The sequence below is a fragment of the Streptomyces sp. NPDC044719 genome (assembly GCF_056433405.1).
This window is the reverse complement of sequence record NZ_JBWKHE010000017.1, coordinates 41,020-66,672: the sequence shown is the minus strand read 5'-3', so window position 1 is coordinate 66,672 and position 25,653 is coordinate 41,020. Positions and strand designations below refer to the sequence as shown.

Here is a 25,653-nt window from a genome sequence, read left to right as displayed (position 1 = left end):
CCCCGCGGAGCGGGATATGCAGCGCTGGCGCGCTGCATAGGGAGCGGCTCCGCTGACGCTCCGCCAAATTCCCGCGCAAGCGCGGGAATTGAATTCCGCAAGCGGAATTCGAAAGGCAAGTCAATTCGCGCAAGCGCGAATTGGGAACACCCGCGCAAGCGCGGGTGCCGAGGCTGGCAGCAACAGGAGGTGCATCATGCGCGGGCCTGTGTAGCCCCTGGGATGCCAATCCACTACCCTCAACTGGGAATGACGGACCGTCGGCTGACGGGGTGCCGGCCCTGCCGCAGTGACGGGCTCCGCTGCGCTCCACCCGAACCCCACCCCCCTCCCGCGGCCTAGCTCAACAACCACCCCACAACATACAGGGAAACGGCCTCGGCAAGGAGATATTCAACCATGCACCGCCCCTGGAGAGGAAGTTGCAGCAAGGTGGATGCATCATAGTGATGCACTGTGTTGAGTCTGGTATCAGACAGCACTACCGGAACATTGCATAAGTTAGAGATTCGACGCAGCATAGATGTAGGAGTTGACCCACCCTCCACAATTCGAGGAGGCGGGATGAATCCCCTATGGCGACAAGCTCGACGATTTCGAGGCCTATACCGGGGAGCCGTTTACTATGCGTACACCCCCCGTGAATGCCCGCACGATCGCAAGAAGGTTATCTATAGGGCTGAATGGGAACTCGGACATGAAGAAGGAAGCGGGAATTGGCACACTGCCGTCCATCTTAGATGCAAGCAATGCGGCAGCGGATGGGAGATAGAGGATGGGGTGGAACGTCCGCTCTACTACTAGTACCCTGCGCCGGAAGTTCCTAGGCAGCTCCTGCTAGTCCGCCAAATGCCGCGCCCCTCGGCGCCCAGTCCCGCGCCCCATCACTGGTGCAAATCCTTTCCCCGGTGTGCGGGACCTGGAGGGCCGGAGCCAAGAATTCAGAGCGCAACCAGCTGCGGGTGCGGCGTGCCAAGCAGCACGCCGACTCCCCGGCCTCACAGTGGGCCCTCTGAGCCGCCGGCCGCGCCAACGAGAGGCCATCCGTCTCAGTCGCGACTAGCTTCGGTGTGCTGGCGAATCGCATGCGCCACATCGAGCAGGGCATAAGCGACAGCGGCCAACCCCTCCCCAATGGCGTCAGTCTGCTTTTCCTCTCCCTCCCGGCCCGCCGCTGCGTCCGCCCTGCGCTCCGCGTAATCGCCCCACACGCTCTTCTCTGGCATCCGTACACCTCCCCGTGCCACCAGTCTGTCCGGCGGCCCTTGCACCCTCCCCTCCGGCGGGACGTGCGAACCATCGGATCCGAGCCAGACCAACCCCACACATCCGGGCCTGGTTATGTGCGTGAGTTTCGATGTCGTTCGACGCGTCAGTTGGGAGGCGGACGCTGGGCAGCTTCGAACTGAGCGGCCTGAGCTGGGCAGTATCGGCGCGCCACAACAGGCCCGAGCAGAGTGGTTACGTTCTGGGGATAGAGTCCGAAAGGCAACACCACACGGGCCGTCGAACGCCGGGAGCCTCTTGGACGGCAGCACAGCTGAGAACAAGGGGAAAAGCGTGGCAGCGACCATAGTGAACGCGGATGAGTGGCTGGCCGAGATCACCGCTCAAGCGCGTAGTACGCAGTCGAGGGTGTTCTCCGTGAGTGTGCCGGTGAATCATCCCGAGATGGCGTCTCATGCGCACGAACAGCTGCTGTCGGAGGCCATCGAAGGCATCGAGCGCCAAGGCTGGAAGCTGGACAACATGAGCACGTACGGTACGGCCGGCGGTGTCTACGACTCCCATCCCCGCTTCTGGGCCCTGCTGGTATTTCGCACACTCCACCACGGGCGAGTCTGAACGCAGTCGCCCTTTGAGTCCAGGGCGCCTACCCCCGCGGCAACTGCCCGTTGACGGATGGTTCCTCCTCGGCGCGGCCGCCGGGCCCGAGGGTCCTCCTCGAGGCCAGCGGTGTCGTCGTGGGCATCCCGAGCACTCCCCGAGCGCGTAGCTCGTCGAGGTCGGGAAGCTGAACTCCGGGCAGGGAGTCGAGGAGGTCGGCCTGGGCGGCGCGGATGCTGTGCGCGGGCTGAGGTCCGGTGCCAAGAGATCGGCGAGCGGTCACGCGGTCATCGTAGGGGCGCGGGGAATGCGCGCTGTCCGTACCTGCCGTCAACCGATCCAGACGATGTCCACGACGTGCAGGGGACCGCTGACCACGGGCGGCGCGACGAGAAGGGGGCGCGTTCACCTGGAACGCGTGCTTCCTGTGTGATGTTGGGCACGCAGCGTGAGGGGAACTGGCACGCCGTATCAGACGTACCGTCAAGTCCCGCTGCAGCTAGGGGCCTACGGAATCCGTAGCCGAGCGCCTGAGTGCCCCGGGTGTCGCCCCTTCGTGGCACGGGGTGCCCATACCCCCTGAAGTGGCCGTCCGTTGACGTGAAAGCGGATGCGGCGGCGCTCCGGTATCGTGCGGCCATCTGTCATCCCAAGGGGCTCGTGCATGTCGTGCCTCCCCGGGGAGTCCACGAAAGGCTTGTGGGCCTCTCCTGGGGACCTGCGAAATCCGCAGGCTCCACGGGAAGTGGGGTGATAGATCCCGATGGCGACGCAGCAACTGCCGGAGGGGCACTGCCGTTGTTGCAGCAAGCGGAGTCGGTCCCAACGGGCCGTCCGCTGGCTGGGGCCGGCCTACACGGTCTACCGGATCGTGCGGGACTACTGGCCCTGGTAACGCGGAAAGCCCCGACCTAACGGTCGGGGCCGCGCTGCAGACGGTGTGCTGAGGAAGGCCTCATCCTGTGCTTTGGCCGGCCGGGGTGGGGCCTTCTGTATATCCGAATGCGGTTACCGTCGCGTAAGGCAAGCGGATACGCGCTTCTGTGGCATCCGTCACACCCGGCCGCGACGACTTCCCCATCGTGCCTCACTTTGCAGTGATCGTGCGACTACCGGCCACATGTTGATCTGCGTGGATCGAGCCTTTGATACGGGTAACGCCCCAGCTTGGGCCTAGTTTGAAAGGGTATTTTCCACCCATTATGTGAGGCACGTCACACCCCCGGATGGGTGAGGGTAGCCTACCCAACTGCGGCCGTATTGGGCGTTTTGCCGGGGGTTCGCTAGGCACAACAGGCCGGAGTTTCCGGTTCCGTTTGTGAGCGGAGGTACTTTACCGGCCGGGTCTGACAATGGGACCTTCATGACACGCGTCCGGAGCCCCAGCGAGACAGTAGGGCAGGCCACTGACAACGCTGGCCAGCACAGTTGACCCTTATGGGGCAGCCGAGCAAGACAACGTCCGTCTCAGTGGCCAGCTGTGATGCCGAGTCACCGCAGGGCTGGCGCCTGAGGTCAGCCGAGCCAGACGATGTCGACGACGTACAGGCGTCCTGCCGGGCGGTTGATCCAGTACACGGCGGTGACCTGTCCGACCGAGGCGGAACGCACGTCCTCGCCTTCCGGGTCCCGTACGTCGAAGGGCGGGAAGGACCACGGGTCGCGGCCGGCGATGTCCAGCACGTCGCGGACCATCTCCCGGGCGTGCTCGGGCAGCTCCTCGAGGACGGACAGGGCCTTGGGCGACAGGCGTGCGGGCCACGGCGCGTCGCTCACGGGCGGGCTCCGAGGACGTCGCCCAGGTCGACGCCGTCGGAGTCGTCGCAGCCGCCGGCGAGGAACGCCTCCACGGCGGGGGCCGCGGCAAGGCGGGCCTGCCAGGTGCGCACGACGTCGTGGAGCGGGCTGAGGCTGTAGCTGTGCCGGGAATCCTCCAGTGCCCGTGCCCAGTCCTGCTCGAAGGCCGGCACCCACGTGCTGGCGCGGCTGCTCTCGCGAAGCTGGGCGAGCAGCTGCGCGGCCGCGGTCGGAGCGGGCGAGGCCGGCGGGACGGGCGCGTGGTCGGGCTGGGCGCTCATGGCTCCTCCAGGCGGGTCTCATCGCCACGGTACGCGGGCCGCGCGGCGGCGGGGACAGGCATGTGGTGATCCCTTTCCGGCTGGTGAAGCGTCAGTCGACGCCCTTGTCGAAGACTTCGCCGTCAGTGAGGCGTCGGCGGCCCATCGGTCCGGCCGCCTTCTTCCGTCTCGAAAACGGGAATTGCTGCTCTCTCAAGAGAAGCAGAATTCAGAAGTCGAGATCCAGGTAGTCGATGTCATTAATTGCCACGTCCGACAGTCCCATGGCGCGGACACCGCCGTCCTGGAAATACACGTCCTTGAATCCGTCGGCGATGATCCCACGCATCTCCTGGTCGCTGGCCCCTGCGTCGCGGGCGTCGAACAGGCGCTGCGCGTACTGCGGGGGGAGGTGCACGGTGAGTCGCCGGAACCGTCCGTCGTCGGTCGTTCCGACCGGCGCGGTGTACCCGAACCGGGCCCTCGTCTCTACCGTGATCCCGCCCGTGGAGGCCGCCTGTTGCTGCCGGCGCTTGCGCACCTGCGGCTGCCAGCGCTGCCGTACAGCGTTGTCGATCTTCGCGGCGACGTCTGGCCGGGCGTGCTTGCGGGCGCCACGCCGGTAGCGGTTCACGGAGTCGGCGGTGACACCGATCTCCTGTGCGACGGCCTTCGCGCTGCCCAACTGCCGGATCAGGTAGCCGATCCGGCCCTTCAGCGTCTTCGGCGGCTCCCGGGTGAAGGCCTCCCGGTCGGCCCGCTCGATCGCGTCGTCGATCTCTCCGGCCACGTTCAGCTCCTTTCGGGGGTGGGGTCCTGGTCCAGCGTCCGCTCCGGCCTCCAGCGACCCCCTGCCGCTGTCGGTGGAACGGAGCTTGTGGCGGATCCGCCACAAGCGGCAGAGCGGCCGGTGTCGGTGGTCACGGTGCTACTCGCCTTCGTCCAGGACGGCGTCGCCGCCCTTGATGTGCCGGGCGGGGTTCAGGCCCTGCTCCATCAGGCCGACAGCCCACAGCATCGACTGGACGCCCTCCAGCTTGGCCAGGCCCGGCGTAGGTCCGAGGCGGAACCCGCCCGGCTGCGGCTTGCCGGAGGTCGCGTACGGCAGGAAGTCGAGCGGGCTCTCGCCCGGCGAGGGGTAGACAACGCAGTCGGACAGCACGGCCAGCGGGTACAGGCCGGTCATCGCCGCCATGTTGCGCAGCTTGCGGTGCATGTTGACCCGGGCCTTGGAGATGACCGCGGCGCGGATGTCGGGGCGCCAGGTCGGACGCTCCAGCGCCGGCCACCGCTCGCCTGCCTCGTAGGACTTGCCCTGGGGGCGCTCGCGGAGCTTGCCGACGCCGCCCTTGACCGTGGCCTTGATGGCGGCGAGCACGGCGGCCAGGGCCGGGTCGGCCTGCTTGTGCTGCTCCATCGCGGCGAGGAACGCGCGGTCGTCGAGGTCCTTGGTGACGCCGAGGTCGGCGAGGGTGTCGACGTAGGCGGTCTTGAGCCGGTCGTGCCACGGGTCCAGGTACGCGCCGGTCTCCCGGCGCAGGTACGCCTCGATCGGGGTGACGTTGTAGCCGAGTTCCTGGGCGTAGGCGACGGTGTGTGTCTGGTACCAGGCCGGTCCGGCCGGCCGCTCGCCGGTCGGCGTGAACGGGCTGGGCAGGCGCGGGTCCAGTTCCACGTGGGTGAGGTCGACCAGCCAGGAGCCGGGGATCTTCGGGTTGAAGGCGGGGGCGTGGAAGTGGTCCGGGGCTGACAGGCCGACCGTGAGCCGGGCGGCGGCCGCGAGGAACGCGGTGTTGAGGTCCAGGCCGACCGCGTAGGGGAGGTGGCATTCCTCGTCGGTGAGCAGGTCGACGTCGCGGACCCACTGGTAGGCCTCCTCGTTGAGGAAGCCGCCGCTCCAGCCGGAGTTGACGACGACGGGGTGCTCGGAGGTGGCCTCCGGCGGCGCCGGGTCCATCGGCTCCGTGCCGAGGCTGCCTGGGTTGTGGCCGGGTACCCAGTTGCCGGTCGCCTCGTCGCGCACCGCGCGCGTGGGCGGGCGCAGCGCCGTCATCAGCTCCAGCCCGGATACGGCCGTCGACCCGCGCGGGGTGATGACGCGCTGGGCGTAGACGCCGAGGACGCGGGCGACGTCGGCCGGCTCCATGTCCGCGACGCCGGGCCAGGAGCGCTCATCGAGGGCGTCCCAGGACAGGATCGCCAGCTGCACGCACTGCCGCTGGTTCCCGGTGGCCTTGCGGTAGATCCGCGCCCAGGGTCCGAACCCGCGCTGCGTGAGCTGCCACTTCGCCTTCGCCACCTGCTTGACCACCGGGTGGTCCTCAGGCAGGCGCAGGGAGCGGCGCTGCTCGTGGCCCTCCAGGCGCTCCGGCAGCCCGAGTTTCACGGCGGCCGCCGCGGTGAGCACGATCAGCGGGTCGGAGTCCTTGCCGTTGCGGTGCAGGCGCGCCGCACCGAGCCCCGACTCGCTCAGCGTCCACTCCACCAGCTCCGGGACCGTTGTCGCCGGGCAGTCCAGCACGATCCCGTCCACGCCGTACGCGCAGCCGTCACCGTCCAGCACGGCGAGCGGACCGTGCGGGAACCGCGGATCGGCCGCAGGCCCCGCGGCCTTCTTCGCAGCCGGGCGCCGCGACGACGTCCCCGGGCGGCCAGCCGGACGGGCAGGACGCTCGGGGACGGCCTGGGCGGCGGGCGCTTCCACCGGCGTGGCAGGCTGCGGCTCGGGGGCCGCTGGCCCGGTGAACGTGGCCGCCTCCGTCTCCGGCTGTGGCGCCGAGGCCGGCGCTGGTTCAGGCACAGCGGCCCGGCTGCCGTGCGCGGGGTACTTCGCCGCCCAGCCGCGCAGCAGCCGCTGGTAGGCCTCCAGGCGCGGCGACTTCGGCTCGGAGCGGCCGTTCTCGTAGTTCTTCACCGTCTGCGTCGACGTCTTCAGCGCGGTCGCGAGGCGGGCCTGAGTGATGCCGGCGGCCTCGCGCAGCCGGGCGCGTTCCGCTGGAGGCGGGAGCTGCGGCTCCTCCTCCAGCAGCGCGTCGATGTTCGCGAACAGCTCTTCCTCGGAAGCCATGCGTGGATCTCCTCTCGCACCTCCATCCTAGCAATGTTTACCTTGGATTTAACCTGTTTCTTTAACCCTGGAGAAAGGTAGCGCTCCCATTGAAGGGCTGGCGCTCGACGTGCTGCGGTCGACAGCTGGGGCGCTCCCGTGCAAGGAGTGCGGCGCGTCCATCACGCTCGGGCCGCTGCTGGACCCGTAGGGCGTACGGGCGTCGGCATCCGTTACGAAACCCCGTGCTGCCGCTTTGCCAGCTCAACAGTGCAGCTAGACCGAGAGATTGACAGCACATCAGAGTCGTGACATCCTCTCTCTCGGGACGCCACCCGTGCGTCCCATCGCTGTTCGAGGCTCTCCTTCTCAATGAGAAGCGGGGGCCTTTTCATTTGCCACCAGGCCCCCGGAGCCATGCCCGGGGGCCTTTCTCGTTCCCGGAGGCCTTCGCCTTGCTGTCCGTCCTCTCTCCCAGCGCCATCTTCGGCGTGCCCGTCTCGCTGGCCTTCTGTGCCGCTGCCGTGCTCGTGGCCATCCTGATACTGGTCGCGACCTTGGCCTGGGTCGCTCTGCGCCGGGTCGACCGTGTCGATCTCCCGGTCGCACTGCTGGGGTTGGCCCACGTAATCTCCGCCCTGTGCGGGCTTCTCCCTTGGGGGCGCCCCGCACCACCGCCGGCGCTGCCGCAGCAGTCAACCGGGGAGCCGGAGCCCTCGGCAGGCCGGACGGTGGTCGTCATGCCTGCAGAGCCCTCCGAGCCTGCCGTCGTACGGAGGTCTCAAGGATGAATGAGCGCGTGTCGGGCAGCAGGTACGTCGACCGGCCTCGTGTCGAACGCACCACCGTGCTGGCAAAGACTTTGCGCAGCCTAGGCAGGGAGCGCGCGACCGTCTTCTTGGCGGTCGTGCTCTACAACGCTTCGGCGGATTTGATAGCCGAGAAGCTTCAGCTGCCTCTGTACCAAGTGCTGAACCACTACGCCTTGGGCGCCTCGGCTCTGCGACACCCTTCGCGGGCCCAGGCACTAAGGGACTATATGTACGAACTTGACTCGTTTGATCCTACAATCCTGATTGATGATGACTTGCGGTCCCTCATCCGCGACTGGCGAATTGAAGAGATGTTTGAGCTGCTTTGCCGAGAGTGTGGGCACCCCATGCCACGTCCACCTCGTGCCCCCCAGTACTGGGGGGCACGACGGCCGGGGCGTCCACGTAAGTACTGCTCCAATGTGTGTCGGCAGAAGGCTTATCGGGCGCGCCACCGATGACACGGCTGCTAAGTGGTGCGCTGGCGCGGGTACAGCGTCGGGGGCCTGTCGGATGGGTTGGCGAGCATGCGGCGAACGGTCTCGGGGTGCCACCGCTCCCCGCGCTTGGGTCGGATGCCCTCGGCTTCCAGCGCGGCGCCGATCTCACGGAAGGCCAGTTCGTCCTCGTCCCAAAGCTGGCGGGCGCGGCCGGCCTGTTCCATCTCTTCCTCGGTCAGCTCGTTCTTGTGGGCCTGCCAGCCGTAGGGCGGAGCGCCGTAGGCGTACTGGCCCTTCTCCCCTTTGATGCGGCGGCTGCGGCAGAGCTTGGCCACGGTCCAGCTGGGCGAACACGCCCATCATCTGGCGCATGGCGGTACGCATCGGGTCCTCGGGGTCGTCGGGCAGGATCTCGCCCTGGTCACACATGAACGCGCGGCCGCCGTGCTTCCAGCACTGGGCCAGGGCCGCCTCCTGCACCACCAGTTCGCGGGCGAGCCGGTCCAAGTCGGTGCGACGAGGCCGTGCACCTTCTTCTCCTCGACCCACAGCAGGGCGTCGGCCAGCTCGAGGCGCTTGTCCCCTGCGATCGTGCCGGGCACGGCCTTCTCCACGAACAAGTTCGCCAGCTTGTGCCCGTGCTCGCGGGTCCTGCGGCGCACGATGCGCTCCTGGTCCTCCAGCCCGAATCCCTCGATGATCTCCGGCAGCGTATCGGCCGTGACCCTCGCGAGGGTCACGGAGGACGGCACCCCACCCGTCGGGACCTGAAAGCGTCCCGAGTGTCCACCAGGCTCTGCCGCGTGACACTCAGGGAAGGTCACGAGGACTGGCCCCGGTTCGCGCCACAGGTGCGAGTGCCGTCGGCCTGCTGATCCCCAGGACCTCCCGGGGACCTCCTGGTCGTGTGTCTCTGGCCGAAGATGCGGGCCGCTCATGTACGTGAGGTCAATGAGTGCCGACCCCAGGGTCGGCACTCATTGACCTCACGTACATGAGCTCTGGCTCTGGGATCTGTTCAGGTTGCGCGGCGCAGGGGCACGACGACGTCCTCGCCGGTGCACATTGCGCTGAGGCGGTAGTAGCTGATGTGCGCGAGCCGCTCGGACTCCTCGAGCCACCCCGCTTCTACGACCTGGCGTCGCGTGCGGGAGAAGACGGTGGGGGACATGCCGACGAGTTCGGCGAGCTTGGCACCTGTCTCGATGACGGCGCCGGCGCGGTCGGTGGGGTGCATGGCGTAGAGCATGACGACCAGGCGCTGGTTGGCGGTCATGCCGGCGGTGCGGTGGAGGACGTCGAGGAGCTTTCGCTTGTCGTCGTTGTTCACTGGGCCTCCCACCGCCAAGGGTTTGTGTTGTCGAAGCCGGGGATGTCCGGCGGGTTGCAGGTCTTGATTGCTTCCCGCTGTTCGATCCCGGTTCCGTGAAAGGCAATGTACGGGCTGATGCGGTACAGCCTGTAGTTGCCGATGCGCCCGCGCTCGATCAGGATGCGCCGCTTGAGCAGCTTTCTGTTGATCTTGCCGACGGCATCCGCGGTCATCCCGACCTTCTTGGCGATGTCCGCGCCGGTAGCCCTCAGCGGCGCCATGCCCTGGGGAGAGACGCCGATCCACCACAGCACCATGTACTTCTGGCTCGGGGTGAAGTCCTTACTCTCGGTGATCGCTTCGACTCTGGCCTTGTCGACTTGAATGTGCTCGCCCGAGAAGGCGTAGGGCGCGTATGGGATGGCCTCGCCGGTGTCGGCATCGACCAGTCTGCGTACTGCTCCCAAGAGGCCCTCCATGGTCGGGCATTGCCTCAACGTCGATCAGTGGCGACCCTCAGGGCCGACCAGATGAACTTAACGTACATGAGCGTTGAGTTCATGAAGTCCGCTTCCAGGGCGTGTCGCTCGACCGGGGGTCGATCCACAGCTGAAGCCTCCACGGGCTGGAGGCAGCATCTGCTGATGTACGTGAGGTCAATCTAGTCAGACCCTGCAGACGTGGTCCCGGTTCTCGGAACATGGGCATAGCGGCTCCTCGAACCGTGTGCCCCGCTCTTGGAAACCGGGTGCACGATGCTCAGGACCGCCTGCCAGATCGTCAGAACCTGGTACTAATAGGTGTTTTTGCAGGTCAGGCCACGTTTCATTCCTGCGCTCTCTCCTACAGCAACACAGACTGTCCGTCCGACGGGCCCGCCCTCACACCATGTTCCTGAAAGCAGTCGCGCGCCGCACTGCTCATCCCCTCTGCGCGGAGCGTCCACATCCGGTCCCCGTCCGACGATTCGCCGAAAACACCGCTCCCCTCCCCCGTCCTCAGCTGACGAAAGCACGCCACGGCGCGCCCGCACCCGACGAAGCACCTGCCACGTGTGTCTCGATCGGCCCATGCCGACCCCAGCCAACGCGAGCCATTACCGCCAGCGCGAGTCGCGGTCGCCCGGGCTGCTGTAGCCCCCATCGGTGGACCGCAGGCCCCCGGGGGCCGAGGATGCGCCGATCCGTAGGCGCCGAGAGCCGCGGTGGGCAGGGACGATCATCGCCCTGTGGCTCCGGGTCCACGGCACCAAGTGGAGCGCGGCCGTCGTGCTCCTGCCGCGTACGAGGCTGCGCAGTGGGTGCCGAAGCGGGCAGAAGGGGAGCTCGCCGAGGGCCTCGTCTTGAGACAGTGGACCGGGCCGTTGCCTCCTACACCCTGACCGCACGGCGACATCGATTCTTCGACTCCCGTGCGATGGCGGCACGGTCGTTGCCGACGCCTATAGGGCTGGCTGCGAGACTGATCCGGCCGTTTCTGTACTGGCGCGCCAGAAAGGAATGCCCGGACGGTCACATCCGCACGGAGTGACTGGTCTGGGCGGACCACTACAACTTGCGGTGCAATCTCTTGGCCTCATGCTCTTGGGTATGGACAACGTGAGCACTGAACCGACTGTCGTGCGGACCGGGGACGCTTCTCAGCAATTGCCAGCCGGCCATCAGGAAGAGATTATTCGGTTGATCGACGCGAGAGCTAAGAACTCTGACCTCCATGCCCAGAGGGCAGAAGTAGAGTCAAGGGCGTTCGCTCCTCTCGTGGACCTGATTAACCAGGATCCGCAGGCCGCAGCGGCAGCCGCAGAGCTTGAGGTACTGGATCGAGCAACCCTGGCGAGCCCCTCCGCAGCCACAGATACTGTACCCCTCAGTGACCTCGCAGGGATTGGTCTCCGTGCGCAAACAGGGCTCAACATCTTCGGGCCGCCCTATCACTGGGTGATTCTTAAGCCCACAGAGGGTAAATGGGCTACAGCTTCTTCTGACCCAATCGCGGGACAATTCAGGGTCGGTCACGGCGTCTCTGGAGGGGCGAAGGGGCGGCGCATCGCTACCGCAGGCGCGGGTATCTCCCTGAAGGCACTTAAGAGCGGGTATGCTCGCATCACGCCGCTAATGTCGTACGACTACAAATGGCAACTAAGCAGCAATTACGGATGGTCGGCTCATACTGAGGGCTGGTGTGAACTGATCGTCCAAGACGCATCAGGAGCAGTGCTGCCGCAAGGGCGCAGGACTGTCAGATTGTGGGAGCGCACCTCTAAGGAACGTGTAGAGGGCGGACACACCGGCCAAGTTCCGTACCCCGAAATTGAGGCGACGGTCGACTTGGCCGCAGGACAGACGTTCCATGTGACAGTTACCGGAACGGCCGTCGTCGTTGACTCCGGACTCGTCGGTCACGTGTACTCGTATGCCGAGGCCAACATGTGGAATTGGGTGCCTTGGATCAGCGTGGCACTCTGAGGAGACTCGAAACGGCATCCAATCTGGCCGCCTCAAGATCAGCCACCGGATTCCGGCGTCAGAGTTCATCTGCGAAGGCTGCATAGCTGTCCGGGTTGACGATCGCGAGATTAGGGCTGTTGGCAGCAAGCTTCAGGCACTCAGGCTTGCCGACCCCTGGATCACCCGCGTATCCGACGTCTGCATGAACCCACTCGTGGAGCAGAGTTAGCGTTTTGGATTCGAACCCTGGATACACGATATTGTTGAAGAATGGCTGACACAGGTATATGTAGGCCGAGTTAGTAACCGTCCATGCGTGCCATCCAGGCTGACAACCCGTGCGCTTGAGGTCGTATGTAACCGGTAGGAAGCTGTTCAGCCTGTTGGCGATCTTCCCGAAGTTCGTGGTGACCGTTTCTTTGTACGAGGGGAGGAATGGTATCGGCTTCAGATTCGCGCCGAACCACCTCTTATAGAGGTACGAGGTGTCGGCGTACAGCAGTTTGTCACGTGCCTTGCCTGACAACCATTCTGCAAACATGTGGGCGCTTTGCGTGTGATCGCGCTCAGTTTGGCTGCCGCCAACGAAAATAATCGGCGCATAACGAGCTTGTGCTTCCTCTGGCGGCTCCGGTTTATGAAGAAGCCGCGTTGCCTGACCGATCGTCATTCGCGGCGGATCGCCGGCTTCGACCGTGAAAGTCACGCTGGTTTCAGGGAGACGAAGAGGTTCCAGAGACTCGATGCTGCGCGACCGCGGAGTGGTTCCGGCGTAGACATCGTGCAGCGTTGCGTCTAGCGTCACCGTGTACTCGCCGGGGACCTGCACCGGATAGAGACGAGAGATGTCAACGTCGACTGAAGTCGACTCGCCGGGGTTCAAGGTGATGTACACACTCTCCGGGGGTGCGCCGTACCGGGGCAACTTTCCGTCGTAGTCGAGCTCGACCTCGCCCCGCGTTACTCGGAGGAAGTCAAGGGCCTCCCCTTCTATCGGTAGTTCCCACGACATCAGGCTATAGGCCTCGGATCCCCTATTGCGGATCTCGAAGGTCACCAAGATCTGGTCGCCAAGGCGGTACCTGGGGCGGGGTCGGAGAGTACATTCGAAGGTTTGACTTTCCATCACGGTCCCCCAAAGCAGGGCGATACAAGGACCCATCGGTGCTTAAAACAACCAGGAATGACGAGCCATCTTCATTGTTTCTCCGCGTCCGCTCGTACGCCACTCGAGTGCAAGCAGCCAGTACGGTGAGCAACAATTTAATATTGAGCTTTTCCAGCGTGGCCGCTGATCGGGTGACGACGGCTAGGCCCGCAACGCACGAGGATCCCATGCCGTTGAGTTTCGGTGTTCGAAGTCACAACTCATCGGCGCAGGAACGTCGTTGGTTCCCTATCCTGCCGCACTCCATCTGCCCCATGCCCTGGTCGAGTGGGTCACCATGCGCATCGCCACCCCGCGAGGGTGCCCGGCGTTGCAAGCTCTCGCTGCACCAGCGTGCGCTGGTCGCCCATCATGCTGCACGCGAACGGAACGTGTGCCGAGTCGGTCGTAGAAGATCCGGAGCGAGCCGATGGAACGAACCCGGCTCCCGCCGCCGTCGTATTCCAGCTCGTAAGGCCCAAGACGCAGCAGACGACTCCAGCACGCCGAGCGCTGCCGCAGGCCGTTCGCAAAGTTCGGTTGGAAGCACGAGCAGCCTGGTCCTGCAGTGTCATCGCTCTCCAGCAGCCGGAGCAACACCCGAGCTACCCAAGGGCGGCAGCCGAGCAGCGATCCCTGCAACCGGCACGCACCGTGCAGCAAAGCAGCAGCGCCCGGACCGACGAGATCCGGCGCGCTGCGGGGTTCTCGGGACCCTACGCCTCAACGTAGGCGACGATCGTGATCGACCCCAGGGCGGTCACGTAGTAGATCACCCGCACGCCGTCGATTTCGTCGACGTAGTCGCGCAGCAGAGTGCCGGGCACCTCGGTGCCGAGCTCCGGGTTGACGCTGATCGCGACGATCGCGCGGTCTAGGCGGTGAGTCTCGCTGGCGGTGAGCTTGGCCAGCTGGGTGAGCGCGGGCTCCACGAGGATGACGCGAGAGCGCCGCGCGCCGTGCTCAGGCGACACGGGGCTCCCCGTCGGCGAGGCGGGCGAGGTGGGAGTCGCGGGCGACCTCCCACGGCACGCCGGCCTCGGGCGAGGGGTATCCGTTCTCCGCGATGTCCTCCAGGACGGAGGCGAGGACGTCGACTTTGGCCCGCTGGTCAGCCGCGTACTTGCGGACCGATTCGGCGGCGGATTCGTCGAGCGGCTGGCGGTCGGGCGCGGCGGCCGGCTCCTGGCTCATCAAGGGCTCCCGGGGCGTCATCTAGCGTGTCTCCTCACGGTATCGCCCGGTCGCGCTGCCGGCCCCCTTTACGGACAAGACCCGCCTGCACGACACAGCTGAGCAGAGACCAGGTCGCCCCAGCCACCTGGGAAACAGGAGGGTGACGACACAGCTCCCCGGACCCGGCTCTGGTGCACGCCGCGGGCGGACCCAGGATTCAGGATCCAGCTGGACGCAGGTTCGTACGGTGAGCTGGGTCTCACCGGGCGGGGCCGGCTGTGTGGACGCGCAGGCGTCAGGCGGGGTCCGCCCGGAAGGCGGGCTGGCCCCCTCGCGGCCAAACGAGGGGGCCATCACTGCCGTGGTCTTCCGGACAAGAAGGACACGACGGGTGCCGACGAGGCAGCACCCCACGACGCCTTGTGCGGCGTCGCCTCCTATTGACCGTCGTTCGGAGCGTGAACGCAAGGGCAGATTCGGAACATTGCGGTAAAGGGCCTCTGAACTGCCCGAATGCTAACTAGCAGTGATCACTGCCTGACATGGACCGCATACAGGACTACCGGGGCATCTGAACAGTCCGCATCATTTTTCTGGACGACCCGCTCAGGAGGGCCAACTTCCGCAACGGCCAAGGCCAAGGCCGGGGTCAACCACCTTCCGGACAAGTACACGCCAGGACCCACGACGGAGGACGCCGTGACGCCCCGTACCCAGCTCATACTCGCCATCGCCGCGCTGTGCACGTTCACCGGCCTCGCCATCACCATGCTCTGCCTCGGTCAGCCGGCCAACGCCATCGCCGGCCTCATCCTGGCGATCGTGCTGGGCGTGACGCAGCTGATCCAGGCCCTCAACGGCCTGAACAGCGACCGCGACTCCCGCCGCCCGGAGGCGACGCCGCCTGCCAGGGTCGCCCTGGCGCCGCTGGAGTCCGCCGAGGTCGACGCCCCGGACACCATCAACGGCGCAACCGGTGCTGCAGCCGACAACGATGACGAGAGGCCAGCCGCATGACGATCGCCGACGCCTTGACCATCGGGCTACCCAAGCGCCGCGGACGCCGGCTGAGCCCCATCTGCGAGGAAGCGACTGCAGAACACCGAGAATGGCTCGTGCCGCTGCGGGAGGCATATATCGAAAGCGGGCTCAGCTACCGGAAGTTGAAGGGCCTCGCGCTCACCAGTGAAGCCCAGTTGTCGCGGCTGCTGACCGGCGCGAAGGACTACCCCGACCTCGTGCGCGTCCTCGATGTCCACACCGCCCTGTCCACGGTGGTGGAGCCTGCCCACCCCAGAGACTGGTACCAGAAGACCTGGGAGGCGGGGGCATGGGCAGCCAAGCGCCCGGAGGAGTGGATCAAGGACTGCATCGTCCGAGTCTCCAAATCCCCGGACGGCGACGGGGACACGCCCGGCACTCGGTCCGGGTCTAAGTCCCCGTTCGCTCGCTTCCCCCGCGCAGTCAGCTGTCTGGCCGGCATGGTCACGACCGCCCTGCTGGCCTCCGTGCTACAGCTCTTCGGGGTGGAACTGCCGGGCGCATCCTCACCGGCCGCTCCGGACTACACGGCGTGCAGCAGTCAGTACGTGAGCTGCATGGTCGATCCAGGGACTGAGTCGCTGATCAAGCCCGTTCCGGTGCCAGTCGTAGACAGCCGAATCTATGTGACGTATCCGGACCCAGCGTCCTCCGTGGAGACGTCAGCCCTCGTCAAGGTGTGGCTGCGCCAGGATGCGCCCGTGTACGACAGCCGCCGCGAGCTCAGGAGGATCGGGTCCCAAGCCCTGTACGTAGGTGCTGGAAGCACGGTGTACGTTCGGTGCACGGACGAGAAGGACTTCCTCGTCCTCTACGGCGGCGAGGGAGACCGGCTCCGGGCGGAGGCCGTCCGCCGCTTCACGGAGCAGCTGAGTGGCCAGCGTTGGCCATTGAGCACCGACCCAGCAAAGTGCTCGGACGACGTTGGTTGACCCGACGCTCAGCACGACGAGGCTCGTCGACCCTCCGGTCGGCGGGCCCCGCTCGATGCCCTCGGTCGGCGAGCCAGGCTAGGAAGGCGCTGGCCTGGACTGGGCGGGAGCCGCGTCAAAATCCTTCGCCTCGGGCCCCTACGCCAAGGTACCCGTTCGGGGTCTGCCCGGCAGACCGGACAGACCCGAACGGCCCGGCGTCAACTCACGGAGTTGTGCGACCCCACGTCAGCCGGAGCAGGGGGTGTCGATCGTCCCCTCGCCGGAGATGTTCCTGCCGTAGATCCAGCCGTACGGTGCCGCGCCCCCGGTGCTGACGTAGTACCACTTGTTCCCCGCCGAGTTCTCGTACCAGCACCAGCCGCCGAGTCGCTGGCCCACGTAGAGCGAGCCGCCGTTGGCGCCACAGGAGGAGCTCGGACCGCTCCTGAGCCAGATGGACGTCGTCACGGTGGCGCCCCCATAGCCGTTGCTCTCAGGATCCCAACCGCATTCGGCCAGGGCGCCGGCGGGGGCGTTCGACGGCGTGAAGTTCGGTGCTTCGTTCGCCACGCTCGCGGATGTGTTCGGCGATGCCGCATGGGTGGGCGCGACTATCGAGCCAAGAGCAAGCATGCTGCCGAGAGCAGCAGTCACGAAAGTATGCCGTGCACGCATGGGCGGGCTCCCTCATGTCTGGATTCCAGTTCAGGTCCAGCCCGCTGCGTTGCGAGCTATTCATCAACGCAGCGGGCCGCGCCATGGCGACCGTTTGGCCAGCCAGGCACCACGCAGCCTGCTGACCATCGGCAGGCTGAAGCAACGAGAACCGGCTGTCCCGGACAGTCGTCGGCTGTCCGGGCTGGTCCGGGCCTTGTCCGGATCGTGTCCCGGACAGAGCTGCCGCAGATAATTCCGGATATACCGCGGCAGCCGCCAAGCTCCTGCAGCAGGTTGGAAAGAGCCACTGAGTCCCCGCAGTCCGTCCCGCAGGGTGACCGGATGCATCGGCTGATTCGCACGGCGGCCCGGGAAGAGCCAACGGGATTCGAACATTGAGCTCTCCGGGCACATGGTGATCGGCCGGAGGCGGCGTCATATCCCAGGGCCGCGACGTGCCCGCGAACTGGGGGCGATGGCCTCCCACCGCTGGCGCAAGGAAGCGCCGGAGGCAGGGAGCTCCTGGGCCCGCTGTGGCGGCCCTTCCCGGCTCAGCTCCACTACGGCCCGCACCTCTGTCCTTCGCGCTGACCTGCGAGAATGCGACTCGTGCAGTGATCATCAGCAACCGGGTGCCCAGGTCTCCGAGGAAGGAGGCCGGGCACCCGGTGTGTCAGGCAGGTCGGCGGATCACCAAGACCAGTCGCTGCACACCTCGCTGGGATTGCCTGCGCGCCGCTGCCAGTCCCACCCCTGGCAGGAGCGGAACTTCACGTCGCGGATCTTGTAGCGGGAGTGCTGGTGCGTGCCCCAGTTCGCCTTCGGGGCGTCCTTGTGCTCGCAGTCCATCGAGTTGACGCGGGTTTCGTTAACCCAGGAGCCGTTGACCTTCTTCTGGTAGCTGACCTCGGTCACCGCGCACCAGCCGTCCCCGGCCGCGTCGTTGGCGGCTGTGACGACCTCAACGTCATAGCCGGTGGCCCAGCTGCCATTCTCCCAGCGGACCTGGCCGAGCCCATCGGTCAGCACCGTCCCCCACTCGCCGCCCCCCGTGTTCTGCATGCGGGGGTTTTCCCAGCCGGTATTGCCCGCCCGGTCCTTGTTGTAGGAGATGGTCCAGCTGTCGACCTGGTACCAGTCGTCGGCCGCGCTGGCCGAGGCGGTCAGCCCGACGGTCATGGTCAGGGCGGCGGCCGTGGCCGTCAGGGCGTATATCGGTGTGCGCTTCAAAGTGGTCTCCCTCTCGGCGAGCATGGGTTTTCGCGTGCTCCAGCAGTGCGTGTTCTCCGGCCTTCCGCGTCTTCTCGGCGTTCCGTAACGCACCTCGTGGGCCGGGCCGTCGTGCGAACCACCGTGCCGTTGAGGTCGTCGGGAAACCTTCGGAAAGTCTTGAATCGGGCTGGATCGGCTGATCAGCGGCATGTAGACAACCAGTGATCACGCAGGCGCAGGGGGAGGGAGCGCACAGTGGCGGTCCGGTTCGGCATGCTGGGCACCATCGAGGCGTGGTGGGACGGCGCGCCGATTGACGTGGGGCATGCCCGGCAGCGCAGGGTGCTCGGGGCCCTTCTCACGGATGCCGGGCTGGTGGTGCCAGCCGACTCCCTGCTGGACCGGGTGTGGGGCGAGGCCGTGCCGAGGCGGGGTCGCGAGGTGCTCTACGGGTACGTCTCCCGGCTGCGACGGGCCTTGGCCGTGCCGGGGCTGGGCATCGAGCGGGAACAGGGCGGCTACCGCTTGGTGGTGGCGGCGGAGGCCGTGGACGTACACCGTTTCCGCAGTCTGGCGGACCGAGCCCGCAAGACGCACCCGGACGAGCAGGCCGTCGCGTTGTGGGAGTCGGCGCTGGGGTTGTGGCGGGGAGAGGCATTCACGGGCGTCGACACCCCGTGGTTCAATACGCAGCGCGATCTGCTCGACGCGGAGCGCCTGGCTGCGCAGTTGGATCTGGCCGACACCCGGCTGCGTCTGGGGCAGCACCGGCGTGTGGCGAGCGAGCTCTCCGCACTGCTGGAAGCACATCCGCTGGACGAACGACTGACCGGCCAGATGGTCTTAGCCCTGTATCGCAGCGGCCGCTCCGCCCATGCGCTTGATGCCTACCATCGCACCCGGAAGCGGCTGGCCGAAGAACTCGGTCTGGATCCCGGGCCCGTGTTGCAGCGGCTTCACCAGGACATCCTCACCGCCAACGCGCGGCTCGCGCCCGCCCCTACGGACGTACGGCAAGCAGAACCGGCGGGAGGAAAGCCCCGCTCCGTGAAGCGCCCGCAGGCCCTGGTAGGACGCGACGAAGAGATCTCCGTGCTGCGTGCCGTGCTCGATCACCGGGACACGCGGACCCCGCGGGTGGTGGAAGTCGTCGGGGAGCCCGGCATCGGCAAGACCGGACTCCTCGCCGAGTTCAGCGCGCTCGCGGAGAGCCGTGGTGCGCTGGTGCTGGCCGGCCGGGGCGCCGAGACCAGAGAGATACCCTACGGTCTCCTCCTCGACGCCCTGGACGACGCCGACGCCTTGGACGTGGTGCGCGACCTGCGGAAGGCGTTGTACGCCATGACGGCCGACCCGCTCACGGCCGGGCGGGACGCGCTGCCCGCCGAGCGCTTCCGGGTACACAAGGCCGTACGGGAGACGCTGGAGGAAGCGCACAACGGCTTTGGGCTGGCCTTGGTCCTGGACGATGTGCACTGGGCCGACGAGAGCAGCGTCGAACTCATCGAGTACCTCGTGCGGCATCCTCCGCGGGAAGCGGTGACTCTCGTGCTCGCCCACCGCCCCCGGCAGACCTCGCCCAAGCTGGCCTCGGCGCTGGCCAAGGCAGATGCCGTAAACCGTCTGACCAGGCTCGAACTCGGGCCGCTGTCGCTGCCCGCCGTCGCCGAACTGTGTGGTCCGCAGGTCAGCCGACGGCAGATCAGCCGGCTGTTCGAGGCCACCGCGGGAAACCCGTTCTATGTGCGGGCGCTGCTCCAGCGAACGGGCGACGGACAAGAGCCGGATGATCGTCTGCCGCTCACCGTGCGCGCCACGCTCCTCGACGAATTATCCGACCTGTCCGAGGAAGCACGCGTCGTCGCGCAAGCGGCCGCCATCCTCGACGATCCGTTCGACACAGAGATGACGGCCGTGGTGGCCCAAGTGGGCCACGCCGACGTGCTCACGGCCCTGGACGAACTGACCCGCCGCGATCTGACCCGCCCCCGGGGCACCGCCAGACAGTTCGAGTTCCGCCATCCTCTGGTGCGCACCGCCGTGTACGACGGCATGGGGGCTGGCTGGCGGCTCGCCGCCCACGCCCGCGCCGCGGACGGCCTCGCCCGGCGTGGAGCACCACCGGTCGTCCGGGCGCCGCACGTGGTGCGCTCGGCACATGCTGGGGACGAACAGGCCATCGCGCTGCTCACCCGGGCCGCCGACGACCTGCTGGCCGACGCCCCTGCGACCAGCGCGCACTGGACCCATGAGGCTCTGCGGCTGCTCCGCGCCGACGACCCGCGCCGACCGCTGTTGCAGGTGAAGGAGGCGACGGCGCTGGGCACGGCCGGACGCCTCCGCCAGAGCCGCGACGTGCTGCGCAAACTCACCGACTCGGTGCTCGTCGACCGGCACCCACAGCGAACCCATGCGGTCGTCTCCCTGGCGGTGATGGAACGACTCCTGGGCAGGTTCGACGCGGCGACCGCCGTTCTGCGCCGAGAACTCGCCCGCAACACCGGGCTCTCACCGGCGCAAACCACCACGCTGAAGATCCAGATCGGCGCCGCCGAGCTGCGCAGCGGCCACTTCGCCGAAGCAGTCGCATGGGGCGACGGCGCCCTGCGCACCGCCCTGAGCGCCGACGACGCCGTGCAAGTGGCGGGCGTCCGTGCGCTGCTGGCGCTCGCCCACACCTCCACCGGGGAGACGATCGAGGCAGCGAGCTGCCTCGATGCCGCAGTGGAGGTACTCGACGACTGCGAGGACCGGCTTCTCCTGGCGCATCTTGACGCGTTCATGCTGGTCGGGTGGACGGAACTATTGCAGCGCCGGCACCGGGCCGCCCTCCGCCACCTCGACCGCGGGCTGACCCTGGCCCGTCGCACAGGCCAGAACTACCTGCTGCCCGAACTGCTCACCGTGACGGCCTTCGCGCACCTGGGGCTGGGTGACCTCGATGAGGCAACCGCGCATGCCGACGACGCCCTGGAGGCGGCCCTGTTGCTCGGCACCAGCGAGCCCCGTGCCATGGCGACGGCGGTGGAGGCCGCGGTCCTCCTGTGGCGGGGACACTTCCCAGCCGCGCACAAGATCTGCGAGGAAGCGGTCGCAGCCCGCCCGGGGTCGCCGCCGACGCAGGGGGTAGTGGTCGTTGGGATGCTCGCCCAGGCCCAGCTGCTGTGCGGAGATCCTGCAGGGTGTGTCCGCACCCTGCTCGACGGCGGAGGCGGCTCTGAACTGCCCCGGTTCGAGGCGACGGAACGGCCGCTGTGGTTTCGTACCCTGGCCCAGGCCGAACTCGCCCGGGGCGACACCGAAACCGCGAAGACATGGGTCGACCACGCTCGCCGTGTCGTGACCCCTGGCATGCCCGAGGCCGTGCACGCTCTCGTGCTGCTGGGCCAGGCGGAATTAGCCCTGGCTCAAAATGACCCGGACACGGCGCGGATGGCTGCGCACGCAGGGGCGGTAGCCTTCAGCGAGGCCGAGATGCCGCTCTACGAGGCCTCGGCCCGCACCGTGGCTGCAACCGCCCTGGCCATGCTGGGCGATCACGCCGCCAGCATCGAGGAAGAAGCACGCGCGCATACGTTGTTCGGCGCCTGTCAGGGACAGTCATGACACTCATGCACCGCCCCCTCGCCCCGATATCCGCCGCCGTCACGCCTGTGGATGCGCAGGTCGTAACGAGTGTCCCACCTTTCAATGCATAGGTCTCCTTTGGTCGTTCGCAGCTCCGGAGGGCCCAAGGGCTCCCACACACCGCTGATGCACAGCTCGCCAGCGCGGTGACCGCCGGCGTTCTCCGGGACCACGTTCTGCGTCGACGTCTCAGCGCGGTCCCGAGACGGGCCTGGGTGATGCCGGAGGCCTCGCGCTGCTGGAGGAGGGAGCTGCGCCCCTCCTCCAGCAGCGCGTCGACCGACGCGAACAGATTTCCTCGGGATGCCATGCGCGTTCATGATCGCCTGTACGGGCCTGTGAGTGCCGATCACCTCCCGCCCGGGCGTGGAGTCGTACGGGCGGGTGATCGGCACCCTGAGGGCTCCTGAGGGGCGCTCAGGAGCCTCACGGCGGCTGACTAGAGGGCCGGTTCTTCCGCGCCGGACATGTCGCGCAGGCGGCTGTAGTGGAACTGGTGGGCCACGGTCACGCTGGCCGTGGGCCCGTTGCGGTGCTTGGCCACGATGAGATCGGTTTCCCCTGCGCGCCCGGACTCGGGCTCGTAGTAGTCCTCGCGGTGCAGCAGGATGATCGAGTCGGCATCCTGCTCCAGGGCGCCGGAGTCGCGCAGGTCGCTCACCGCCGGCCGCTTGTCCTGACGCTGCTCCGGCCCGCGGTTCAGCTGTGCCAAGGCGATGATCACGGCGCCGGTGTCGGAAGCCAGGATCTTCAGTTCGCGGCTGATCTCGGTGACGCGCTCGTAGGGCGACTGCCGCGCGTTGCGCTGGTCGGTCTGCATCAGCTGCAGGTAGTCCACGACCACCAGCGGCGCGCGGCCGGTCTCTCGGATGACGGTCTTGATCCGGGAGCGGATCCGGGCCGGGCTGACGCGGGCGCTGTAGTCCATCCACAGCGGCAGCTCCCGCAGTTCCGGGGTGTAGCGGTCGAGCCGGTCCCAGTCGTCCTGAGTCAGGCTGTCGACACCGTCACGGATGTGATGGAACGCCACCCGGGCCCTGGCCGACAGGATCCTGTTGCTGACCTCCGCACGGCCCATCTCCAGGCTGTGCACCAGCGTGGGGCCTCCCTTGCGGGCGTTGGCGGTGGCCACGCCGAGCGCGAACGCCGACTTGCCCATGGCCGGGCGTGCGGCCACCAGGATCATCTGGCCGGGCATCAGCTTCATCAGGTCGTCCAGGTCGGTGAACCCGGTGACGGCAGACGGCGGGACGGACACGGCCAGGCTGTCCAAGTGCGCGTCCAGGTGGTCCCCGAACCGGCCGAAGGTGTCGTCGTCCTGGTCGTCGGCGCTGAGGTACTCCAGCTCCGCCTGGTGGGCGGCGATCGTGTCCGACACCGAGAGCGGGTCCGCCTGCCGGGCGCCCTGCATGCCGCGCACCAGCGCTTCCCGGTAACGGCGCACCTGGGCGTAGCCATGCACGAGGTCGGCGTAGTGGCCGGCCTCGGCCGGAGAGCAGGCGTCGCTGGCGATCTGGGAGAGACCGGCCGGGCCGCCGACCCGCTCGAGGTTGCCGGTGCTGCGCAGCTCCGCCTCCACCGCGGGCACGCCCGTGGGGCGGTCGTGCCCATGCAGACGCACCACCGCCGACCACACCAGCTGGTGCGCGGGCTCGTACCAGTCGCCCTCACGCACCGCCCCGGCTACATCGGCCACCGGGTCGTAGGCCGGGGTGGCCATCAGGCAGGCGCCCAGTGCACGGCGCTCCGCGTCCACGGAAACGTCCTGCTCCTGGTCCAGGGTCTGCGTGGTCACTTGGCCGCCTCCACTTCGCCGCAGGTGACGCCGGGGTGCGTGCAGCGGCGCTGCGGGCCGCTGTCGTCGTCATCCAGGAGCCAGCCGTACTCATCGCACGCCGGGCAGGCCTCGATGACGCTGCGCGCAGTCGCAGGCCGCGAGTTGCCGCCCTGAGCGGGAGTGGGAGCGGGCTGCGGGCGCACCAGGGCGTAGCGGCGCAGGTCCCGCACCCACCCGGGCAGGCACTTGGTCCAGGACGCCGCACCACCGGTGTTCTTCAGCACCTCCGCTTCGAGCAGCGCGAGGTACCGGGCATCGGCATCCGTCAGAGACGGCCAGCCCTGCTCTCGCATCGTGCGCAGCAGCTTCGGTGCGCAGCTACGTGCCGTGGCCGCACCCGCCTGCCACCGCTGCATCTGCTGAAGGAAGTCGGCAGCCTCAGTGATCTCCTCTGGAGAGAACTCCGGCCCCTCCTCCCGCTGTGACGGGAGCGAACCCGTGGGGCGCGAAGGAGGGGTAGGGGAGGAGGAATCCTCCTCCTCCGGGGGGTGTGGGGGGTGAAGCTCATTGGTACCACGTGGTTTGACCTGCGGTTTTGCACCATTGACCACATGTGGTGACTCGCCACGTGTGGTCAATGGTGGCATGTGGTCTGAGCTGGGCTTTTCATCAATGGCCACATGTGGTGATTGACCATGTGTGGCCATTGATGGCATGTGGTCTGAGCTGCGGTAATCGTTCGGAGCGGGGATCCACGATCCGGTCTCGGGCTGGTCGGTCCGGCGCTGCGAGACGACGTACTGGATGCCGACAGCCTTGCCTCCCTCGCCCCGGAGCCGGTGGCTCTGGACGTAGCCGGCCTCGCGCAGCAGGCCGAGTTCCCGGCGCACGACGTTCGCGCCGATCGGCTTGCCGTTGGCGCCCTTCCATCCGAGCTGCTCCAGCCACGCCACCAGGAACGGGACATCGAAAGCTTGGTTGGGCGGCAGGAACCACAGCGCCTGGGCGAAGGCGATCGTGAGCGGCTGCCAGCCATGCGCGAAGAACGTCTCTTCGGTGATCGTGACGTGCGGAGCGAATTCCGACTTTTTGGCGTAAGTCGCACGGACCTCAAGGTCCGTGCGACCGTCATTCTCCAGACGCGGGGCGTCTTCCTTGTGGTGCAACGGTGGTACATCTCCCCAGGTAGGGGAGCCGCGACCAGCAGGTGTGACCTAGCAGGTTGCCCGGAGTAGTGGCGTTGCGCAATCTGATGCGCATACTCTGGGTATAGGTGACTGCGCGGGCCTAAGGGCCCACGGGCATCACCCCGGCGAGGTCACCTCACCGGACACGACTCAAAGCTTTGTCAGGGTGCTGAGTCGGACTTGAGAGAGGCTCCGTTGTGGCGACGGGGCCTCTCTGCATTACGGGGCACGGATTCGCATGGTCTCCTCACCCTCCGACATGAGGGTCTTTGCCGCTTCGATCAGCTTCAAGAGCGTTCCTTGGGTGCGTACCGGATCAGCACAACATCGCCGATGGGACGGACTTCGAGCACCCGCATACGCGCAGTGGATCCGCCCGGGAAGTCGGCAGTGCCCAAGAAACGAGCTGCTTCCGGCTGGCCCACGAGCAGAGGGGCGATGGCGAGGTGAACCTCATCGGCAAGATCATGCGCCATGAGCTGCGTGTGAATGGTTCCGCCGCCTTCCACCATGAGCCGCTCGACACCCCGGCGCCCAAGCTCATCGAGGACCAGGCCCCAGTCCAGCTCGGGACCAACGCTCACAACATCGGCCAGGCTGCCCAGGGTGGCGCGCACCTTCTCTACCGCGCCGTCCACCGTTATGACCAGCTTCTCGCCCCCGAAGTGCCAGAACTTCAAGTCGGCGGACAGGTCACCGCTCGCTGTGATGGTGACCTTCAGCGGATAGGCCGGCTTGCCGTCGGCGACGCGCTTCGAGCGCCGCTCCTCGCTATTAACCAGAAGGCGAGGGTTGTCCAGACGCATGGTGTTTGCGCCGATCAGAATGGCGTCGGACTCAGCGCGGACCTGGTCGACGCGGTCGAAGTCGTCCGCGTTGGACAGCCGCAGCCGGTCGGGGCTGGTGTCGTCCAGGTACCCGTCGACCGACATGGCGGCGGAGAGAATGACGTATGGACGCGTGGTCATGAGTGT

23 protein-coding genes and 1 pseudogene are annotated in these 25,653 nt (G+C 67.1%); 6 read left to right on the top strand and 18 right to left on the bottom strand.

What is annotated here, in order from left to right; all coding sequences use genetic code 11:
* Positions 1 to 1,049: 1,049 nt before the first annotated feature.
* Complete coding sequence (locus tag AC07DF_RS40875) at positions 1,050 to 1,226, bottom strand: hypothetical protein (RefSeq protein ID WP_478982609.1); 177 nt, start codon at positions 1,224 to 1,226, stop codon at positions 1,050 to 1,052.
* Between the two features lie 334 nt (positions 1,227 to 1,560).
* On the opposite strand from AC07DF_RS40875, the gene AC07DF_RS40870 reads away from it, so the two are divergent.
* Positions 1,561 to 1,845, top strand: a complete 285-nt coding sequence (locus tag AC07DF_RS40870; RefSeq protein WP_478982607.1) for a hypothetical protein — start codon at positions 1,561 to 1,563, stop codon at positions 1,843 to 1,845.
* A gap of 28 nt (positions 1,846 to 1,873) precedes the next feature.
* On the opposite strand, the gene AC07DF_RS40865 is transcribed toward AC07DF_RS40870, so the two are convergent.
* The 9 genes from AC07DF_RS40865 to AC07DF_RS40825 all read right to left on the bottom strand — a co-directional run bounded on the left by AC07DF_RS40865 (position 1,874) and on the right by AC07DF_RS40825 (position 9,961).
* Positions 1,874 to 2,110 carry a hypothetical protein gene (locus AC07DF_RS40865; protein ID WP_478982605.1) on the bottom strand — a complete coding sequence of 79 codons (237 nt, stop codon included), beginning with the start codon at positions 2,108 to 2,110 and terminating at the stop codon, positions 1,874 to 1,876.
* 1,232 nt (positions 2,111 to 3,342) lie between these two features.
* On the bottom strand, positions 3,343 to 3,603 hold the full coding sequence (locus AC07DF_RS40860; RefSeq protein ID WP_478982603.1) for a hypothetical protein: 261 nt from the start codon (positions 3,601 to 3,603) through the stop codon (positions 3,343 to 3,345).
* A complete protein-coding gene (locus AC07DF_RS40855) occupies positions 3,600 to 3,905 on the bottom strand; it encodes a DUF6247 family protein (protein ID WP_478982601.1) in 306 nt (101 codons plus the stop codon). Before AC07DF_RS40855 ends, AC07DF_RS40860 begins: the two co-directional genes overlap by 4 nt.
* Before the next feature lie 208 nt (positions 3,906 to 4,113).
* The gene (gene tpg / locus AC07DF_RS40850; RefSeq protein ID WP_478982599.1) at positions 4,114 to 4,674 is read right to left on the bottom strand and encodes a telomere-protecting terminal protein Tpg; all 561 of its coding nucleotides are present in this window, start codon (positions 4,672 to 4,674) and stop codon (positions 4,114 to 4,116) included.
* A 138-nt stretch (positions 4,675 to 4,812) separates the two neighbouring features.
* Positions 4,813 to 6,951 (bottom strand): telomere-associated protein Tap, encoded by a 2,139-nt coding sequence (gene tap, locus AC07DF_RS40845; protein WP_478982597.1) that lies wholly within the window; start codon positions 6,949 to 6,951, stop codon positions 4,813 to 4,815.
* Between the two features lie 1,260 nt (positions 6,952 to 8,211).
* The gene (locus tag AC07DF_RS40840; protein ID WP_478982595.1) at positions 8,212 to 8,517 is read right to left on the bottom strand and encodes a recombinase family protein; all 306 of its coding nucleotides are present in this window, start codon (positions 8,515 to 8,517) and stop codon (positions 8,212 to 8,214) included.
* A 24-nt stretch (positions 8,518 to 8,541) separates the two neighbouring features.
* A complete protein-coding gene (locus AC07DF_RS40835) occupies positions 8,542 to 8,922 on the bottom strand; it encodes a hypothetical protein (protein WP_478982593.1) in 381 nt (126 codons plus the stop codon).
* A gap of 278 nt (positions 8,923 to 9,200) precedes the next feature.
* Positions 9,201 to 9,512, bottom strand: coding sequence for a replication initiation protein, RepL2 (locus tag AC07DF_RS40830; protein ID WP_478982591.1), 312 nt, complete (start codon positions 9,510 to 9,512; stop codon positions 9,201 to 9,203).
* Positions 9,509 to 9,961, bottom strand: a complete 453-nt coding sequence (locus AC07DF_RS40825; RefSeq protein WP_478982589.1) for a MarR family transcriptional regulator — start codon at positions 9,959 to 9,961, stop codon at positions 9,509 to 9,511. Before AC07DF_RS40825 ends, AC07DF_RS40830 begins: the two co-directional genes overlap by 4 nt.
* Before the next feature lie 1,122 nt (positions 9,962 to 11,083).
* On the opposite strand from AC07DF_RS40825, the gene AC07DF_RS40820 reads away from it, so the two are divergent.
* Positions 11,084 to 11,959 (top strand): hypothetical protein, encoded by an 876-nt coding sequence (locus tag AC07DF_RS40820; RefSeq protein ID WP_478982587.1) that lies wholly within the window; start codon positions 11,084 to 11,086, stop codon positions 11,957 to 11,959.
* Between the two features lie 58 nt (positions 11,960 to 12,017).
* On the opposite strand, the gene AC07DF_RS40815 is transcribed toward AC07DF_RS40820, so the two are convergent.
* Positions 12,018 to 12,998: a M35 family metalloendopeptidase gene (locus AC07DF_RS40815; RefSeq protein WP_478982585.1), complete on the bottom strand. Its 981-nt coding sequence runs from the start codon at positions 12,996 to 12,998 to the stop codon at positions 12,018 to 12,020.
* Positions 12,999 to 13,329: 331 nt separating this feature from the next.
* On the opposite strand from AC07DF_RS40815, the pseudogene AC07DF_RS40810 reads away from it, so the two are divergent.
* Positions 13,330 to 13,456 (top strand): annotated as a pseudogene (locus tag AC07DF_RS40810) (IS5/IS1182 family transposase); the annotation flags it as partial.
* Positions 13,457 to 13,804: 348 nt separating this feature from the next.
* On the opposite strand, the gene AC07DF_RS40805 reads toward AC07DF_RS40810, so the two are convergent.
* Together AC07DF_RS40805 and AC07DF_RS40800 are read right to left on the bottom strand one after the other, a co-directional pair.
* Positions 13,805 to 14,062 (bottom strand): hypothetical protein, encoded by a 258-nt coding sequence (locus AC07DF_RS40805; protein WP_093780635.1) that lies wholly within the window; start codon positions 14,060 to 14,062, stop codon positions 13,805 to 13,807.
* A complete protein-coding gene (locus AC07DF_RS40800; RefSeq protein WP_478982583.1) occupies positions 14,052 to 14,282 on the bottom strand; it encodes a hypothetical protein in 231 nt (76 codons plus the stop codon). Before AC07DF_RS40800 ends, AC07DF_RS40805 begins: the two co-directional genes overlap by 11 nt.
* A gap of 681 nt (positions 14,283 to 14,963) precedes the next feature.
* Here AC07DF_RS40800 and AC07DF_RS40795 point away from each other — a divergent pair.
* Positions 14,964 to 15,281, top strand: coding sequence for a hypothetical protein (locus AC07DF_RS40795; RefSeq protein WP_478982581.1), 318 nt, complete (start codon positions 14,964 to 14,966; stop codon positions 15,279 to 15,281).
* On the top strand, positions 15,278 to 16,237 hold the full coding sequence (locus AC07DF_RS40790; RefSeq protein WP_478982579.1) for a hypothetical protein: 960 nt from the start codon (positions 15,278 to 15,280) through the stop codon (positions 16,235 to 16,237). Before AC07DF_RS40795 ends, AC07DF_RS40790 begins: the two co-directional genes overlap by 4 nt.
* A 228-nt stretch (positions 16,238 to 16,465) precedes the next feature.
* Here AC07DF_RS40790 and AC07DF_RS40785 read toward each other — a convergent pair whose 3' ends face one another.
* Complete coding sequence (locus tag AC07DF_RS40785) at positions 16,466 to 16,789, bottom strand: hypothetical protein (RefSeq protein WP_478982577.1); 324 nt, start codon at positions 16,787 to 16,789, stop codon at positions 16,466 to 16,468.
* Positions 16,790 to 17,566: 777 nt separating this feature from the next.
* A complete protein-coding gene (locus AC07DF_RS40780; RefSeq protein ID WP_478982575.1) occupies positions 17,567 to 18,106 on the bottom strand; it encodes a hypothetical protein in 540 nt (179 codons plus the stop codon).
* Between the two features lie 237 nt (positions 18,107 to 18,343).
* Between AC07DF_RS40780 and AC07DF_RS40775 the strand changes: the two genes are divergently transcribed.
* Positions 18,344 to 21,694 (top strand): BTAD domain-containing putative transcriptional regulator, encoded by a 3,351-nt coding sequence (locus tag AC07DF_RS40775; RefSeq protein WP_478982573.1) that lies wholly within the window; start codon positions 18,344 to 18,346, stop codon positions 21,692 to 21,694.
* Between the two features lie 460 nt (positions 21,695 to 22,154).
* On the opposite strand, the gene AC07DF_RS40770 is transcribed toward AC07DF_RS40775, so the two are convergent.
* The 3 genes from AC07DF_RS40770 to AC07DF_RS40760 form a co-directional block, all read right to left on the bottom strand.
* A complete protein-coding gene (locus AC07DF_RS40770) occupies positions 22,155 to 23,510 on the bottom strand; it encodes a replicative DNA helicase (RefSeq protein ID WP_478982571.1) in 1,356 nt (451 codons plus the stop codon).
* Positions 23,507 to 24,658, bottom strand: coding sequence for an Rcat domain-containing protein (locus AC07DF_RS40765; protein WP_478982569.1), 1,152 nt, complete (start codon positions 24,656 to 24,658; stop codon positions 23,507 to 23,509). Before AC07DF_RS40765 ends, AC07DF_RS40770 begins: the two co-directional genes overlap by 4 nt.
* 308 nt (positions 24,659 to 24,966) lie before the next feature.
* Positions 24,967 to 25,647 (bottom strand): RibD family protein, encoded by a 681-nt coding sequence (locus tag AC07DF_RS40760; protein ID WP_478982567.1) that lies wholly within the window; start codon positions 25,645 to 25,647, stop codon positions 24,967 to 24,969.
* Positions 25,648 to 25,653: the final 6 nt, after the last annotated feature.

Excerpts from the sequence above, each read along its gene's own strand:
- AC07DF_RS40875 (WP_478982609.1), bottom strand. The coding sequence starts at position 1,226 with ATGCCAGAGAAGAGCGTGTGGGGCGATTACGCGGAGCGCAGGGCGGAC.
- AC07DF_RS40855 (WP_478982601.1), bottom strand. The coding sequence starts at position 3,905 with ATGAGCGCCCAGCCCGACCACGCGCCCGTCCCGCCGGCCTCGCCCGCT.
- tap (WP_478982597.1), bottom strand. The coding sequence starts at position 6,951 with ATGGCTTCCGAGGAAGAGCTGTTCGCGAACATCGACGCGCTGCTGGAG.
- AC07DF_RS40820 (WP_478982587.1), top strand. The coding sequence starts at position 11,084 with ATGGACAACGTGAGCACTGAACCGACTGTCGTGCGGACCGGGGACGCT.
- AC07DF_RS40800 (WP_478982583.1), bottom strand. The coding sequence starts at position 14,282 with ATGAGCCAGGAGCCGGCCGCCGCGCCCGACCGCCAGCCGCTCGACGAA.
- AC07DF_RS40790 (WP_478982579.1), top strand. The coding sequence starts at position 15,278 with ATGACGATCGCCGACGCCTTGACCATCGGGCTACCCAAGCGCCGCGGA.
- AC07DF_RS40760 (WP_478982567.1), bottom strand. The coding sequence starts at position 25,647 with ATGACCACGCGTCCATACGTCATTCTCTCCGCCGCCATGTCGGTCGAC.